This is a genomic window from Kitasatospora sp. NPDC023118 (assembly GCF_055560875.1).
Map to the genome: position 1 here is coordinate 232,000 of NZ_JBVHHW010000011.1, position 16,420 is coordinate 248,419.

Consider the following 16,420-nt stretch of genomic DNA (forward strand, 5'->3'; position numbering starts at 1 on the left):
GATCTGCAGGGCTCGTTTGTCCATCTTTCAGAACTGCTCACACAGTTCCTCCCAGCTCGGGTGAACTTGCGCCCGCGCTATCGCTTCACCAGCGATGACCCCGCCCAGGAACGCACGTGGTTCCAGGAGGCGGACGCCGACCTGCGCCACGTCCTCGACGTCCTGGAGCAAATCGGCGTCATTACTCGCGCACAGGGCATCGCCGATCCGGTCTTCCTCGACCTGTCGACCCCGCCGCCCGCCTTGGTACTGCCTGCGGGAATGCCGCCGGCGCTGGCCGCCCTGCTTGGCCCCCCGGCCCCCGACCGCGACGCCCAATGCCGCGCCAAGGAGCTACGCAAGGAGCTCACCGACGGCCCGGTCGAACTGATCCGCCTCACCGACCTCGGCACCCACGCCGCACGGCTGCGGCTGCTTACCGAGGGCCACGAGCGCCGCTGGTCGGCGAACTCGCTCATGCCCCGGCCGCCGGGCTGCTCGGCGTCCTGGCCGAGCACTACGACCCCGACTCCGCCCGCACCGAACTCGCCGTCTGGACCCGGACACACGGCGGACCCGAGGCCGCGCTGGCCGAACTCGTCCAAGCCGTACGCGACGCCCCGTGGCGCACCCGTGCTGCCGCCCTGCTCGACGTCCTCACCGTTGCCCTGCCGGATGGCGGAGGCGAGCGGCTTCTGCGGAGTCCGCGCGGCGACTCGCAGCTCGCCCCCTCAGCGTCCTCACCCACCGCGAGATCCTCCACCCCGACGACCTCACCGGCCCCGAGTCATTGCTCGTGCTCGCCGAGAGCCTCCTCCAGCTGCTCGAGACCGGAGGGGAGGATCCCACCGTCGACTCGTTGCTCTCCCAAGGCCGCAGCAAGGCCAGCGAAGGCATCGCCGCCGTCGCCTCCGGGCATCCGGACCAGGCCGGCCTCGCCGATCCGCTCCCTGGCCGACGGCCCACTGCGCGAGCGCTCGGCACAGCTCGGCCGCCTGAACGCTGCCCGCGCCCGCCGGAGTACCGCACGATCCAAGGGCAAACGGCGGCGCTGACCCACCTGGTCAATGCGCCTCCGCTGCCGACCTTGTCACTCGACCGGGTGAGGTTGAACCCGGCCCCCTTTCACGTCGTCTTCCGTGCGGCCAGGCTCTCTCCACGAGCCGCCTCACCTGGGCCCATCGAGGGCCAGGACCGCCGTGATCGCTGGGTTAATGGTCTGTGTCCCCCCAGCGGGAGCCGTCGATTATCTACGGGTTACTTCCGGGGCCGTCCCGCATCTGGGGCAGCTGGCCGGTCTCGCGAAGTGGGCCGGGAAGGACGGGCGTGAGCTGACGAAGCTCGGGCGGCTCAAACTCGCCGATGCCCGGGAGCTCGGCACCTGCGACCGGCCCGGTTTCCCGCGCGCCAGCGCCGACCTGCCGCGCCTCAGCCTGGTCTTCGAGTGGGCGAAGAAGGTCCGCCTCATCCGCCCCGGCCAAGGGCCGCCTGTACCAGGTGGCCAAGGCCCGACCACTGCTCACGGACCCGCTCGCACTGTGGCAGCGCGCCTTCGAGACGGTCTTCGAGCTGCGCGAGGCGCTGATCGGCGACGCGGACGACTACCCGGCCCACCTCGATGCTGTTCGCGGCGTACGAGGACGTCCTGCCGGACGTCCTCAACACCCTCTACAGCCTCCCGCCCACTCGACCGGGTGAAGTTGAACCCGGCCCCCTTTCGCGTCGTCTTCCGTGCTCCCGGGCTCTCTCCACGAGCCGGGCCTCACCTGGACCCGTCGAGGGCCAGGACACCCGCGATCGCTGGGCTAATGGTCTGCCCCCGCCCGCCGCGACAAGGAGAACCTCGTCCCGATGCGAGCCGAACACTTCGAGACCACCGGAAGCACGACCTGGCCGAGGAGGTCCTCGCCGAGGAGCTTCCCTGGCTGCACTGACTGCCGGAGAACGAGCGCGCCGAGTGCGTTGGCGAGCTGCTCGCCGACCTGGTCGTCGGGCGCTGACACCAGCCTCCTACCCTCCTTCGCTCGCAACCTCGCCGCCTGGCGCGCGACGGCAGAGGTGTGGTCCGACCCGCAACTGGCCCACGAGATGCAGGGTCCGTTTCCGGGCGACGGGCCCGAGCTAAATCGCCCAGGGCGCCAGGACGCGGTATGACCGGGCGAGGGGAGGAGCTCGCACGGCCCCGTCCCTGGACGGTGCAAGCCGCTGACCCCCAGGCCTACGTGAGGCAAACCGAAAGCCGAGGGCATCGCTGACCACGACCACGCTGCGGCGGCCTAGCGTTGAAGTATGAGCGCAGACCCGGTCAGGTTGTTTCTCTGCGGCGACGTGATGCTCGGCTGCGGGGTCGACCAGATCCTGCCGCACCCCGGCGATCCGACCCTGCGGGAGCCGTACGTCCTGGATGCGCGGACCTACGTCGAGCTGGCGGAGGCGGTGAACGGCCCGATTCCTCGTCCGGTCGACTTCGCCTGGCCCTGGGGGGAGGCCCTGCAGCTGCTCGACCAGGCCGCACCCGAGGTACGGGTGCTGAATCTGGAGACGAGTATCACTCGCAGTGACGACTTCGCGGCGGGGAAGGACGTGCATTACCGCATGCACCCAGCCCACCTTCCCTGTCTGGCCGCCGCCCGGCCCGACGTCTGCGTGCTGGCCAACAACCACGTGATGAACTTCGGCCCCCTCGGGCTCGCGGAGACGCTCGACACCTTAGCGAGTGCGGACCTGACGGCAGTGGGAGCGGGATGGGACGCGGGCGCGGCGCGAGAGCCCGCGATCGTCACGGTCGACGACGACAGACGCGTCCTGGTCTTCGCGTTCGGAACGGCCTCCAACGGGATCCCGTGGAGGTGGGCCGCGGCCGAGGACCGTCCCGGCGTCGACTTCGTGTCCGAGGCTTCGGACGTCGACGCGGCCGATGTGGTCGATCGAGTCCGGCAGGTGAGACGACCGGGCGACGCCGTCGTCGCCTCCGTCCGCTGGGGGTCCAACTGGGGCTACCAGGTCTCCCGGGACCATACCCTCTTCGCGCACGCCCTGATCGACGGCGGTGTCGATGTCGTGTACGGACACTCCTCGCACCACCCCCGCCCCATCGAAGTCAACCAGGGGAAGCTCATCCTCTACGGCTGCGGCGACTTCATCGACGACTACGAGGGCATCACCGGCCAGGAGCAATACCGGGACGACCTGCGGCTGCTGTACTTCATCTCGGTGGAAACGAGCACCGGAAGACTGGTCGATGCCCGCATGGCGCCCGTACAGGCACGGCAGATGCGGCTTGAACACACCTGTGCCGAGGACGCGCAGTGGCTACGGGAGGTCCTCGAAAGGGTCAGCCGCGGATTCGACGTGCGAATCGATCTCGGTCCGGACGGCATGCTTACTCTTCGGAGCACGTGAGGGATGCCGGCGTGGCCGGGACCGTGGCAGGCGTGGCATTCCGGTCGGCGGCTGTCGATCCCGCTGCTCGGTCACGCGCGACCGCCCGGGTCCACTATTCTCACGGGGACAAGCCGGTTCGGACCCGCTGGAAAGCAGCAATCGCATCGTGGCAATCGTGCACCAACTTGTCGGGACACCCGGGCGCGATGCGCCCGCCGATGCTTCGATCCCGCTGACCTCAACCGAGCTCTCCGCGCTCGGCACCTGCGCCGCCGTCTTCCTGCCCGCCGATCCGCCCCGGCTCGGCCAGGTGGCCTTCTGGCGCCCCGACGGATCCACCCCACCCGTCCACCCGGACGGCGTCACCCAACTCGTCGTCGTCCGCCCGCACGGTTCTTCTGCGCGCCGTCGCACCGTGCCGGCCACCGTGCTGAGCGTCGCTCAGGCGCTGCCTGCCCTCACCCGGGCCCGGACCGGTACCGGGGCCGACCCGGCCGCCGCCTTCTGGGGAGCGGCCGGCCTGCTCGCCCTTCAACTGGTCGCACGGGGAAAGTTGTTGCCCGGCGTCAGCCCGGGTGGCCTGGACGCCTGGCGGGTCGGCCCGCTCGATCAGGAAGACTTCCGGCGGATCCGCGAACTCGCCGCCGCGATGCCACCGGAAGCCCGCGCTGTGCCGCTCCCGGACCGTACGCCCCTGCAACTGCCCGAAGCCGAGCCGCTCCTGCGCGCCTTCCTGGACGCGGTCGCCGACGGGCTGCCCCGCACCCCCGCCGCCCATCTCTCGGCCGGCGGCCCGGTGTGGGCCTCCCCCGCCCCGCAGCAGGCGAGCGCGCAGCGCGGGTGGGCGGCCGAGATCGCCGCCGGGCTGGACGCCGGGGTGCGGGTGTCACTCCGCCTGGAGCTGCCCGGGATGGCCGCCATCAGCCCGGAGGAACCCGACGATTTCCAGGACTGGGACGACTGGTACGACAGTTGGGAGGACGGTGACACGGGCCAACCCTTCCGCGCCGTCGTCCAGCTGCACAGCCTCGGTGACGCCACCCTGGTCACCGATGCCGCCGACCTGTGGGCGGGCCGCACGGCCGCCCCGGACGCCTTCGGCCCCCGCACCAAGGTCGACACGCTGCTGACGCTGCGCCGCGCCGCCCGGGTATGGCCGCCGCTGGAGCGGCTGCTGACGGCAGCCGCTCCGGCCGAACTGGAGCTGTCCGACGAGGAGGTCCAGGAACTTCTCGGCGACGCCGCGGTGCGCCTCGCGGCAGCCGGGATCCAGCTCCACTGGCCCAAGGAGCTGGCCCGCGAGCTCACCGCACGTGCGGTGGTCGAGCCGCCGGAGCGGCCCGGATCCGACCTGCCGTCCCTGCTCTCTGCCGAGAAGCTGCTCGCCTTCCGCTGGCAGCTCACCGTCGGCGGCCGGGAGCTGACCAGAGCCGAGCTGGACCGCCTCGCCGAGGCACAGCGTCCGATGGTCCGGCTGCGCGACCAGTGGGTTCTGCTCGACCCAGAGGCGGTGCGGCGTGCCCGCGAGCGCGAGGACAGACGCCTCACCTCGCTGGAGGCCCTCTCCGCCGCTCTCACCGGCACCGCCGAGGTCGGCGGGGAACTGGTCGAGGTCCGCTCTTCGGGGTGGCTCGCCGAGCTGCGCGAGCGCCTCAACGACCCCGAGGCCGCTGCCCGCCGCGAACCCCTCCCCCAGCCCGCCGCTCTAAGGGCCACCCTGCGCGACTACCAACTGCGCGGCCTGGCCTGGCTGCACCGGATGACCTCGCTCGGTCTCGGTGGCTGCCTCGCCGACGACATGGGTCTCGGCAAGACCATCACCCTGATCGCCCTCCACCTGCACCGCCAGGCCGATCCCGCCACCACCGGCCCCACCCTGGTCGTCTGCCCCACCTCCCTGCTCGGCAACTGGCAGCGCGAGATCGAGCGGTTCGCCCCCGGCACCGCCGTACGCCGCTTCCACGGCACCGCCCGCGAGCTGAACGGCCTGGCCGCCGGCGAGTTCGTGCTCACCACGTACGGCACCATGCGCAGGGACGCCGCCCGGCTGGACACGGCCGGGCCGTGGGGACTGGTGGTCGCCGACGAGGCCCAGCACGTCAAGAACCCGTTCTCCGCCACCGCCAAGGCTCTGCGCACCCTCACCTCCAAGGCTCGGGTCGCCCTCACCGGCACGCCCGTCGAGAACAACCTCTCCGAGCTGTGGGCGCTGCTCGACTGGACCACCCCGGGACTGCTCGGCCCGCTCAAGGCCTTCCGGGACCGCTACGCCCGAGGTGTGGAACGCGGCGACGATCCCGGGGCTGCCGAACGCCTCGCCTCCCTCGTCCGTCCCTTCCTGCTGCGCCGCAGGAAGTCGGACCCGGGTATCGCCCCGGAGCTGCCACCCAAGACCGAGACCGACCGCGTAGTCGCCCTGACGAAGGAGCAGATCGCGCTCTACGAGGCCGTGGTGCGTGAGACCCTGACCGAGATCCGCGACAGCACGGGCATCACGCGGCGCGGACTGGTCGTCAAGCTGCTCACCGGGCTCAAGCAGATCTGCAACCACCCGGCGCAGTACCTGAAGGAGGACGGCCCCGCCCGGGCCGTCGAACGCTCGGGCAAGCTCGAACTCCTGGACGAGCTCCTCGACACCATCCTCGCCGAGGACAACGCCGTGCTGGTGTTCACCCAGTACGTCGCCATGGCCCGGATCATCGAAGGCCACCTCGCGCAACGTGGCATCCCGGCGCTGTTCCTGCACGGCGGCACCTCGGTCAAACGGCGCGAGGAGATGGTGCGGCGCTTCCAGGACGGTGAAGTCCCGGTCCTCCTGCTGTCGTTGAAGGCCGCCGGTACCGGCCTCAACCTCACCCGGGCCGCCCATGTCATCCACTACGACCGCTGGTGGAACCCGGCCGTCGAGGACCAGGCGACCGACCGCGCCTACCGGATCGGCCAGACCCAGCCGGTCCAGGTCCATCGCCTGATCGCCGAGGGCACCGTGGAGGACCGCATCGCCGAGCTGCTGAAACGCAAGAAGGATCTCGCCGAGGCCGTCCTGGGCGGCGGCGAGGCCGCGTTGACCGAACTGACGGATGTCGAGCTGGCCGAACTGGTGGAACTGCGGACGGCCGGCGGGCGCGTGCCCGCCGCCCGCCGGCCTCGCAAGGCGGCCCGCTCATGAACGCCCGCCGCACCGCTCGCAAGGCCGACACCGCGCGCAGCCGGACGTTCCCCCCGCTGCCGCCCGCCCGGGGCCGCCGTTCGTTCGCCGAGTCCTGGTGGGGCAACGCCTGGGTCGAGGCGTTGGAGGGCAGGCAGCGCTCCGCCACCGGGCGCCTCGCCCGCGGCCGTACCTACGCCCGGGCGGGGAACGTCGGCGAGATCACCGTGACCCGCGGCCGGGTCGCCGCCCGGGTCCAGGGCAGCCGCAGTACGCCCTACCGCACCTCGATGGAGATCCCGGTGCTCGGCGAGCGCGACTGGGAGCTGCTGCTGGACGCCGCCGCCGGGCAGGCCGGGCACATCGCGGCCCTGCTGGACCGGGACATGCCCGCCGAACTGGTGGAGGACGCCGCACGCGCCGGGGTGCGGCTGCTTCCGCGGCAGGGCGAGCTCACCCCGTCCTGCTCCTGCCCCGACTGGGGCGACCCCTGCAAGCACGCGGCCGCCGTCTACTACCAGGTCGCCCGGCTGCTCGACGAGGATCCCTTCGTCCTCCTACTCCTCCGAGGCCGCGGCGAGCAGGAACTCATGGACGAACTCCAGCGACGCAACGCCGCGCAGGCAGCGCTGGAGTCCACAAGCGCCCATGCCGGATCGTCAGCAGCCGGATCAGTGCCCGCCAAGGACGTGTTCGCCGCCGCCAAGGCCGGGCTGCCGCCACTGCCCGGCCCACCTCCCGAGATCGCCCGCCCGGGGCCCACCGCCGTGTTCACCGGTTCGAGTACCCCCGACACCGGGATCGACCCCGCGGCACTGGAGTTCCTCGCCGCCGATGCCGCCGCCCGCGCCGTACGACTGCTCACCGAGGCACTCACCCCCGCGCACCCGGGCACGACACCCGCAGACCCACTGCACGTCGACCAGGACGCCATCCGCCTCGCGGCAGCCGAAGCGCCGCCCACCGTCGTCGCGCGCCTCGCGGACGCCGCCGGACCGGGCCCCGCGGACCTGGCCCGCTCCGTACGCGCCTGGCAGTTCGGCGGCCCCGAGGGACTGCGGGTCCTGAACGAGCCCTGGGACCCGGAGCCGTACGAACTCGCCGCCGCCCGTGACGCGGTCAGGCACGCCTGGGAGGGCGAACGCGCCCCCGCCCTGCGGGCCACCCGCAACCGCCTCACCGCCACCGGGGGCTCCGCACAGCTGCGCCTGGGCACCGACCGGCGCTGGTACCCCTACCGCAAGGAATCCGGCACCTGGTGGCCCGCCGGCCCCGCGGACCGCGACCCGGCAGCGGCCCTCGCCGCCGCCCTGGGCACGGAAACGTCCTGAGTCCGCCCCTTTGTTGACGGTATGACGGCGGGCGCCAGGTCCGTCACGCATTCGATGACCCCGCTGTCCGGTGCCGATGCCTACAGGATTCCGTCACCCGATGGTGCGACGCTCCCCAACCAGAGGCCGTCTCGCGCACGGGTCATGGCGACAAAGAGCTGGCTCCGGGCGAGTTCCGCGTGCTCCGCCGCTACTTCTCCCCCATCATCCGCGCCGTGGAGCGCCTCGTCGTGGCGTGGCAAGTAGACGTGCTTGAACTCCAAGCCCTTGGCCCTGCGGTAGGTCCCGATCTTCACAGCCTCGACCGGGCGGCCCTCGTACTGCTCCAGCGACACGACGGGCACTCCCGATTCAGTGAGAAGCCGCTGGTAGTGCTGGAGCTGCTGCCAGTTCGAACAGAGGACGGCAGCATCGCCCCAGCTTCCGCGCGAGTCGGCGTGCCTCTCCGGCGCGCCCGGGGCTGGCTCACCAAGGTCTCGGTGCAGCGCCGCCAGCAGTGCTGCGTCGTGCTCGTCGAGGGTCCGGACCTCCGTGCGGATGACCCGGCCGGCTCGGTACGACTGTTCGACATCGCGCTTCCCTGGTGTGCGCTCTCCGTCGAGATCCTCGAACTCGTCACCCTGGACGACGGCCAGAGCAGCGTCCAAGATCTCCTTCGCATTGCGGTAGTTGGTGCGCAACACCTGCCCTCGGTCGCCGCGAATGTCGATGCCGGCATCGCTGAGACGGAATCCCCCGGGGTAGACCGCTTGCTGGCCGTCGCCGATCAGCAGGAGGCCGTTGGGGACATCGCCGGCGAGGCACCGGAGGACGCGCAAGCCGGTGAGGGACAGGTCCTGGATCTCGTCGGTGATCACAGCGGTGTACGGGGGCGGGGCGGTCGTGGTGCGCAGTTGCTCGGCAGCCAGCGTGAGAACGTCGTTGAAGTCGTGGATCCCACGCTCGACGCGCAGACGTTCGTACTCCTCGTACAGGGCCCATACGGCTTCACGGTGGTTCCGGCGCAGTGTGGTACGTCGGCGGCGGCGAGGCAGGACCGCGTACTCGTCAAAGCTTGTGATTCCACGACCTTTGATGACGTAGTCGATCTCTTCGCGCCAGTAGTGGGACGTCGCATCGAGAGTGGCCAGGATGGTGTCGCGGCCGGACCGGAGCCACGCGAGGTTGAAGGCCGAGCGAGCGCGATCCCCATGGAGGCGGGTCGCGATGCCGTGTTGGCGCAAGTATGCCTGGACCCAGCCGTGCAGGCTGCTGAACTCGACCCGGTCGGCGATTGCCGGGGCCATCGCTTGCAGGAAGGTGCGTTGCACTCGGGGAAGGTTGTTGGCGAAGGTGACGTAGAGGATGCGGCCGGAGGTGCGCTGAGCGAGGTACACGGCGCGGTGCAGGCCGACAACGGTTTTGCCGGTGCCCGCTGGGCCGGTGATGCGGGCCGGACCGCCCCAGTTGCGGCGGACCAGTGCCGCCTGGTCCGGATGGAGGAAGGTCATCCACTGCTTGATGGGGGCTTGCCGCGCAGCGGTGATCTCCGCCTCCTGCAGGGCCTCGACGTCGAAGAGCGTTTCCGAATCGGGCGGGGCCTGCAGGTCGGCTGTGTGAGCGGTCGGAATCTCCGCGGGCTCGTACGCGGGAAAGACACGCGACAGGTGATCCGAGATCGCGCGGACTGCGGCGGGTCTCAGCCGAGTTGGCTCAGAGGAGAGCGCCGGAGCCACCTCCTGCTCTCCGAGCATATGTACGACCCCGAGCCGGCGGTCCACTCGATGCCCGGCAAAGACCATCAGCGGCCGAACCGCTACCGGGGACAGGCCCAGCTCCCCCACCGCACGTTCAGCCACCTGCGTGACGGCGAGAAGCTTGGCCACCTCGCTGTCCCGGTTCTGCCCAGCCGCGGACAACTGGCCATCCACCAGATCGGGTTCGGCTCGCCAGTTCTTGACGTCGACGACGTAGACGCCACCAGGTCCGACCAGCAGCATGTCCACATTCGCCGAGCGTGTCCCGGGCCAACGGCGGTCCACGAGCAACCGCCACCCGCACTCGGTGAGGAACAGGAGCCGTGCCGCGACCCGTTGCTCGCCCTCGCTCGCGGCGGCCCACCGGCCGGCCTCACGCCGTGCGGCCTGCCACTGTTCGCGCAGTTCTCGTTCCCTCCGCCGAGCATCCTGCGCCCGCCGTCCCGCCGAACCGCCCGCAGCCATGGACATCCCCCCAATCGACACACAGCGTGACGATCATAGTGCGAAGTGCGAGATCTCACAGGTGAGTCGGCGAACGAATCCCCTCTCTGGGGCCGCCGCCTCGATGGCAGCGCCAACAGGCCGTGACTCCAGAACCACCACGCGCGTGGTCGAACGCGCCGTGCTGCGCGACTGCGGCCATGCAGTCACCGTCCGCCAAACTGGTGGACCGGCCATGCATTTCACCGGCAATCAGATACGGCGCACTGCTAGTGTCGCAACCATGGCAGATCCTTTACGTATTGGTATTGCATCCTTCGGAGCTCGCGAGTTCCGGGCCCTTCATGCCGTCTGCCAGCAGAAAGGGCACGAACCGCTGGTTCATGTGTACTGCCGTTCGATGCGGCCCAAGCGACCCACTGACGCCTTTGCCACAGAGACGGTGGGATCCCTTCTTGAGGCGGTCCCCGCAGGTGTGGACCTCCTCGCGCCCGGCAGCTCCGAAGGACTGGCCAAAGCCCTAGCCGGATACGACCTGGATCTCCTCGTCGTCTACGGATTCTCCTGGAAGCTGCCACCGTCGGTCCTGGAGACGCCTCGCCTCGGTGTCCTGAACATCCACTGCTCGATGCTGCCCGAGTACCGTGGGCCCGCGCCCGTCCTCTGGGCCATCCGCAACGGTGACGCGCACCTCGGTGTGACGGTCCACCGCATGGACGAGGACTTCGACACTGGTCCGGTGCTGGCTCAACAGGACGGAATCCCCATCGATAACGACGTCACCCCGGACACCCTCTGGCCACGACTCGAACCGGTCATTCGGCGGCTTCTCGTCGATTCTCTGGACCGCGTATCACAGGGATATCCGGGAACACCGCAGGATGGCGCCCGCGCTACCTACGCAGGGCTGATGGGACCGGAGTTCTCCCTGGTCAATCGCTCACAAACCGCCCGCGAGATCCACAACCAGGTCCGCACGTTCCGATTCATGGGACCAGACCTCGGCCCAACCGTCGAGATCGACGGGCGCCTCCTACGGGTGCTGCGGACCAGGCTGACACCGGCCGACGGGATTCGCCTGGAATGCGCCGACGGCCCGATCTGGATCACGGAGTCGGCGCCCGTGGAATCCGCTAGGGGCTTGTCAGCTGCCGGCTGATCCTCTGACGCCGTGCGACCGCCTGCGGATCGTCGAAGCTCGCGAGCAAGGCGAGCGCCTCGGACCGGTGCGCGCGGGCCTGATCCGCGCGGCCTGCCTGGTGAAGGGCCCGTGCGAGATTGTCGAGCGTGCCGGACAGCTGCCACGCGTCGTTGCACTCCCGATGGATCGCGACGGCGGCCTCGTGGAGACGGATGGCATCATCGGTCCTCCCGAGATCGCGGCAGGCCTCCCCGGCCCGGTCCAGCGCCGTAGCCTCCCGGCTTCGATCACCCAGCCTTCGCTGGATGGAGGCTGCCTGCTCGCACGACCGCAGGGCATCCTCGGGTCGCCCAGCCGCGCGATCGACGTTCGCCAGCTCGACGAGCCAGTGCGCCTCCCACACGCCGTTGCCTTCCCCGGCGGCGATCTCCAGAGCAACACTGATCGAGGCGTGGGCGTCGGCCAGCAGGCCCAGTTCGCGCTGGGCCCAGCTCAGGAAGAACAGCGCGTTGCCCTCACCGCTTCGGTCTCCGAGATCGCGGAACACCGTCAAAGCTCGCTCCAGGGCCTCGACCCCCGCGTGAAAGTCACCGAGTTCGCACTGCGTCTCGGCAAGATTCGACAGGAGCAGCGCCGCCCATCGCTGGTCGCCCAACTCGCCGAAGATGGCGGCCCCGGCCTCGAACCAGCTCCGGGCTTCGTCAAGCCGTCGCCGACGCAGGCCCAGCAGGCCCAGCGCGTTGACCGACACGGCCTCGCCGAACCGCTCTCCGATTTCGCGACGGATCTCAAGGGCGGCGCGATGGCACTCCTCGGCCTCGTCGAGACGTCGCGACTGGAAGTACGCCTTTCCCAGACTCTCGTACGCTTCGGCCTCGCCTGCGCGGCTGCCAGCCCGGGCAGCCGAGCGGATGCCGATCTCGGCTGTCGCTTCCCAATCGTCGAAGGCGTTCTGGTGCATGTAGACGGCTCGCAGGACCACGGCCAGTCGCCAGGCGAGATCGTGGAATCCGGCCTCCGCGGCGGCTCGCGTGGCGGCGACCAGGTTGCCGGCCTCGGCCAGGTACCACTGGAACGCCGACTGGTAGTCGTCGAAGGCCAGCGGAGCGACGTCCGGTGGCACTGGAACGTCGAGCGGATAGCGGTCGAATGGAGCCATCATCAACTGCGCGTTGTCTGCGGTGTGCAGGTACCACGCCAGGATGCGCCGTTGGACGTCACGGCGGGTCTCGGCCGGCTCCTCCTGCTGCACCTGTGTGACGGCATAGGCGCGCAGGAGGTCGTGGAGTTGATAGCGGGTGGAGGCGTGTTGCTCGACCAGGTGGGCGCCGACCAGGACGTCGAGCTGGCGACGCGCCTCGGCTAGCGTGCTCCCGGCGAGCGCGGCTGCAGCGGGCAGGCCGAACTCGTCACCCGGATGCAGGCCGATCAGCCGGAACTGCCGGGCCGCCGCCTCGGGCAGGGCCCGGTAGGACCAGGCGAACACGCTGTGCATCGCGTCCGTCTCCTCTTCGGTCTCCGCCGTCAGTACGTCCCAGAGCGCCGAGCGGTCCTTGAGATCCGCGATCAGCTCCCGCAGGAGCATCAACGGCCTGCCTGCCGCGCGTTCGGCGGCGATCCGCAGCGCGAGCGGCAGACCTGCGCAGAGCCGGGCCAGTTCGGCCAGCTCGTCGGGCTGGTCGGACGAACGAGAGGCAGCAGTCACCGCGCGAAGCAGCAGGACGGCTTCCTCGTCCGGGAAACGGCCCAGGTCGAGCCGGTACGCCCCCTCCCGGGCCACCAGGCCCGGAAGACTGTTGCGGCTGGTCACCAGGGTCAGGGAGCCTGAGGAGGCGGGCAGCAGGGGCCGGACTTGCGCGGCTGTCGAGGCGTTGTCGAGCATGACCAGGAGCCGGTGATCGGCGGTGATCGACCGGAACAGCGAGGCCCGGTCCTCCAGATCGACCGGCACGGAAGCGGCAGGAAACCCCAAGGCCTGCAGGAATCGATCCAGTGCCTGGCTCGACGAGACCGGTGCACTCGCGTCATGGCCGCGGAGGTTGACGTACAGGGCCCCTGCTGGGAAGCGATCGCGGACGCGATGCGCCCAGTGCAGGACCAGAGACGTCTTGCCGACTCCCGCCGTGCCCGTCACCACCACGACAGCCGACGAGGCGAGCGCCTCGTGGCCGTCGGCGACTATCTGGTCCAGATTCCCCAGCTCACCACTCCGGTTGACAAATCGACCTCCGGCGTAAGGGAGTTGGTGTGGCGTTACACGGAAGGAGCGCTCCGCCGACTGATGAAAGTGGATGTCGCCGTGGACGTCACGGGCTTGCAGAACGTCCCCGACGGTGGCGGATCCGTGGATTCGGTTGGCCTGCCAGGAACCGTGCGGGGAGGCGTCCTTCCGATCGAAGCCATCCATCAGGGACGGTGTCCCGATATCCGGCTGGCGACCATCATCGCTGCCCTGCGGGCGGCGGCAGGGCAGCCACGTTGCGGTTGAAGTAGCTGTCCAGTGGCTCGCCGACTTCGTAGAGGTCGACGATGAACTGCCTGCACCGCAGGATCAGATCCCGGTCGGCGAATCTCCGCACGGATTCGAGGACGCCGTGCTCGTCGTAGACCGCCTCGTACATGACCTCGGAGCCGAGCGTGTAGATCTCCGGGAGAGGGCCGTCCGCTTCGAAGGCCGCCACCCGCTCCGGGCTCACGACGCGGATGGGACCGCCGCTCTGGTCCCGGACGCGGAGTGCATGGAGCTCCCATTGGAGGTAGGCGCTGATCGGCTCCTCCACCACACGCACTCGACGCGCCGAGAAACCGTGCTCGGCGATTTTCCGATGGTAGGCCTCCATGTCCCGGCGGCCAGCCTCAAGAATTCTCAGGGAATTTTCCCAGTCGCCGGCGGCGAAACTCTCCCAGCTGTCGTAGCCCGGCTCTTTGAAAGTTTGCTGGCGCTCCAGCTTCCAGAAACCGAGGTCGGTAATTCTCCAGAAAAATAATTCAAATTCGGCATAGTAGGCGCCGAGTTCCATGCGCTCGCCGACAGCGCCGGCAAGGAGATCACGCATCCGGAATGTCCGCCTTCGCCGCGATGATGGTCGCGCGCGGGATGACAACGAGCCGCTCACCCGGGTCGACGCTCACGCCTTCAGGAAGTCTTCCCTGGTAGGAGTCAGTGAGCTCGCGTCCGATGACCGCGACGTCTCCGTTGTCCAGCTCCCAGATGTCCGGGCAGCTGGCGTTGCCGGAGGTCTGGCCGAGCTCGTGCGACGACTTGCCCAGGCGGCGGGCGAAGGACGCTGTGGGGTCCGGTTCCCAGCGAACAGCCATGTATTCCCCGTCAATACGAGAAGAATCAGGGTGACAAAATGTAGCGCAGAGCGCACGGAGGGTCAAGGGAGTTTGCCGGCGGGATCGCTTTGCAGTTTCTCATCTGATGTGCTCAATCGGAGTTCCCAAATCCGCATTCGGTCGGGTGAATTCCACGAAATCGCGTCATGTCCGACTCACGGCCGGGCGACGATGCCGCCGTGGCGGCATCGTCGCCCTCCCCAGCCGGTAGGCTGACACCTTCCACCGTTGCCCGGCGAGCCACCTGCGGACGGCCCTGGCGCGCTTCGCGCCCTGCTGCGCACCGGCCCTGGTGCTGCCGGCGGGAATGCCGGCGGAGCTGGCCGCCCTGCTCGGCATCCCGACCCCCGACCGCGACGCCCCACGCCGCGCCAAGGAGCTCACCGCCGGCCGGGTCGAACTGATCCGCCTAACCGACCTCGGCATCCACGCCGTACGGCTGCGGCTGCTTACCTGACTCTCTCCACGAACCGGGCCTCACCTGGGCCCGTCAAGGGCCAAGACACCTGTGATCGCTGGGCTAATGGTCTGTGTCCCCCCTCGGACACCAGTCGAAGGGCCCCTGTTCATCAGGGGCCCTTCGCTTTGCATCAGGAGCGGGCCCTCGCCGGGGAGGCGGGGGCCCGCTTTCTCGGTGTCGGTGGACTCGCGGAGCACGAGTTCGCGGTTGAGGCGGGGGGCCGATCGGCCCGCCGCGATTCAGACAGCCCTGCCCCGCGTCCCCTCGCAACCGGCGCCGCACCCGGCCCGGCCTCACGATCCGTCAGAATCGCCGCGCGCGGCGGCCAGCAGGAAGGCGAGTCGACCCCAGGCGCCGGCCGTCGGTCGTCGGTCGTCGGTCGTCGGTCGTCGAGGAGTGTGCCGTGCGGCCGGTTCAGACCCGGTGGGTGTCGCCCAGGGCGCTCTCGATGCCCTGGACCATCCGCCACAGCGGGGCGCGGCGACTGGCGACCAGGACCACCACGTCGTCGGCCGCGTCCTCGCCGTCCGGGGCGGAGTCGGTCGGGCGGTCGCTCCAGGTGGTGGTGACGAAGGCCATCGCCGCGTCCACCTCGGCCACCCAGTCGCTCTCGCCGCCCGAGCGCAGCCAGGTGCGCAGGGCGTGGTTGTGCGCGGAGACCACGGCGGCTGCGATCACGTCGGCGCGCAGCGGGCCGTCCGGGCGGTCGGCGAAGCGGCCGCGCAGGTAGGCGGCGAGGGTGTGCTCGTAGCGCCAGACCACCGAGAGCTCGTACGCCCGCAGGCCGGGCACCTTGCGGGTGAGGCGGTAGCGCTGGACGGAGAAGGAGGGCTGCTCGGCGTACATCCGCAGGACCAGCCGGGCGGCGGCGCAGGCGTGCTTGACCGGGTCCTCCTCGCCGGTGCCGGAGTCGAGGAACTCCGTCATCTCGGCGAGGCTGCGCTCGTGGTCGGGGAAGACCACGTCCTCCTTGGCCGGGAAGTAGCGGAAGAAGGAGCGCCGGCCGACGCCCGCGAGCGAGACGATGTCGTCGATCGTCGTCTGCTCGAAGCCGCGGTCCAGGAAGAGCTCGAAGGCCGCGGCCACCAGCGCCTCGCGCATGGCCGGCTTCGAGGGCCCGTCATTCATCGGCAGGTCCTGCTCTTCCTTCTCGCTCATTCTCCGGAACTTAGCATCGGCGCGACGTCTCGGCCCCGACGGCCGGGCGGCTGACCCGTCCGGCCGTCGGGGCACGTCAGAGCGCCGTTACGGGAGGTTGCGGGCCATCACGATGCGCTGGACCTGGTTGGTGCCCTCGTAGATCTGGGTGATCTTCGCGTCACGCATCATCCGCTCCACCGGGTAGTCCCGGGTGTAGCCGTAACCACCCAGCAACTGCACCGCGTCCGTGGTCACCTCCATCGCCACGTCCGACGCGAAGCACTTCGCCGCCGCACCGAAGAACGTCAGATCCGCGTC

12 protein-coding genes are annotated in these 16,420 nt (G+C 69.9%); 6 read left to right on the plus strand and 6 right to left on the minus strand.

Going from position 1 to position 16,420, the window contains the following annotated elements; genetic code table 11:
• Nucleotides 1-1,476 precede the first annotated feature (1,476 nt).
• From ACZ3UD_RS17095 to ACZ3UD_RS17110, 4 genes are all read left to right on the plus strand, one after another.
• On the plus strand, nt 1,477-1,677 hold the full coding sequence (locus ACZ3UD_RS17095) for a hypothetical protein (RefSeq protein ID WP_465587474.1): 201 nt from the start codon (nt 1,477-1,479) through the stop codon (nt 1,675-1,677).
• Between the two features lie 591 nt (nt 1,678-2,268).
• Nucleotides 2,269-3,381: a CapA family protein gene (locus tag ACZ3UD_RS17100; protein WP_465587477.1), complete on the plus strand. Its 1,113-nt coding sequence runs from the start codon at nt 2,269-2,271 to the stop codon at nt 3,379-3,381.
• Nucleotides 3,382-3,538: 157 nt separating this feature from the next.
• Nucleotides 3,539-6,532, plus strand: coding sequence for a DEAD/DEAH box helicase (locus ACZ3UD_RS17105; RefSeq protein WP_465587480.1), 2,994 nt, complete (start codon nt 3,539-3,541; stop codon nt 6,530-6,532).
• Nucleotides 6,529-7,842 carry an SWIM zinc finger family protein gene (locus ACZ3UD_RS17110; protein WP_465587483.1) on the plus strand — a complete coding sequence of 438 codons (1,314 nt, stop codon included), beginning with the start codon at nt 6,529-6,531 and terminating at the stop codon, nt 7,840-7,842. Before ACZ3UD_RS17105 ends, ACZ3UD_RS17110 begins: the two co-directional genes overlap by 4 nt.
• Nucleotides 7,843-7,922: 80 nt before the next feature.
• Here ACZ3UD_RS17110 and ACZ3UD_RS17115 read toward each other — a convergent pair whose 3' ends face one another.
• On the minus strand, nt 7,923-10,049 hold the full coding sequence (locus tag ACZ3UD_RS17115) for a nuclease-related domain-containing DEAD/DEAH box helicase (protein ID WP_465587486.1): 2,127 nt from the start codon (nt 10,047-10,049) through the stop codon (nt 7,923-7,925).
• 139 nt (nt 10,050-10,188) lie between these two features.
• On the opposite strand from ACZ3UD_RS17115, the gene ACZ3UD_RS17120 reads away from it, so the two are divergent.
• The gene (locus ACZ3UD_RS17120) at nt 10,189-11,181 is read left to right on the plus strand and encodes a methionyl-tRNA formyltransferase (RefSeq protein WP_465587489.1); all 993 of its coding nucleotides are present in this window, start codon (nt 10,189-10,191) and stop codon (nt 11,179-11,181) included.
• Here the strand turns inward: ACZ3UD_RS17120 and ACZ3UD_RS17125 are convergent.
• The 3 genes from ACZ3UD_RS17125 to ACZ3UD_RS17135 are packed head-to-tail and all read right to left on the minus strand — an operon-like array spanning nt 11,156 to nt 14,481.
• Nucleotides 11,156-13,570: an ATP-binding protein gene (locus ACZ3UD_RS17125; protein ID WP_465587492.1), complete on the minus strand. Its 2,415-nt coding sequence runs from the start codon at nt 13,568-13,570 to the stop codon at nt 11,156-11,158. The two genes, ACZ3UD_RS17120 and ACZ3UD_RS17125, sit on opposite strands and share 26 nt — an antisense overlap.
• A 34-nt stretch (nt 13,571-13,604) precedes the next feature.
• Nucleotides 13,605-14,219 carry a DUF6879 family protein gene (locus ACZ3UD_RS17130; RefSeq protein ID WP_465587495.1) on the minus strand — a complete coding sequence of 205 codons (615 nt, stop codon included), beginning with the start codon at nt 14,217-14,219 and terminating at the stop codon, nt 13,605-13,607.
• A complete protein-coding gene (locus ACZ3UD_RS17135; RefSeq protein WP_393030675.1) occupies nt 14,212-14,481 on the minus strand; it encodes a hypothetical protein in 270 nt (89 codons plus the stop codon). The genes ACZ3UD_RS17130 and ACZ3UD_RS17135 overlap by 8 nt, the downstream gene beginning before the upstream one ends.
• 328 nt (nt 14,482-14,809) lie before the next feature.
• Here ACZ3UD_RS17135 and ACZ3UD_RS17140 point away from each other — a divergent pair, with 328 nt between their 5' ends.
• The gene (locus ACZ3UD_RS17140; protein ID WP_465587499.1) at nt 14,810-14,959 is read left to right on the plus strand and encodes a hypothetical protein; all 150 of its coding nucleotides are present in this window, start codon (nt 14,810-14,812) and stop codon (nt 14,957-14,959) included.
• A 417-nt stretch (nt 14,960-15,376) separates the two neighbouring features.
• Here ACZ3UD_RS17140 and ACZ3UD_RS17145 read toward each other — a convergent pair whose 3' ends face one another.
• Nucleotides 15,377-16,063 carry a TetR family transcriptional regulator gene (locus ACZ3UD_RS17145; protein WP_465587534.1) on the minus strand — a complete coding sequence of 229 codons (687 nt, stop codon included), beginning with the start codon at nt 16,061-16,063 and terminating at the stop codon, nt 15,377-15,379.
• A 144-nt stretch (nt 16,064-16,207) separates the two neighbouring features.
• Nucleotides 16,208-16,420: acyl-CoA dehydrogenase family protein (locus ACZ3UD_RS17150; protein WP_402946062.1), on the minus strand; the 213-nt coding region annotated here is incomplete at its 5' end.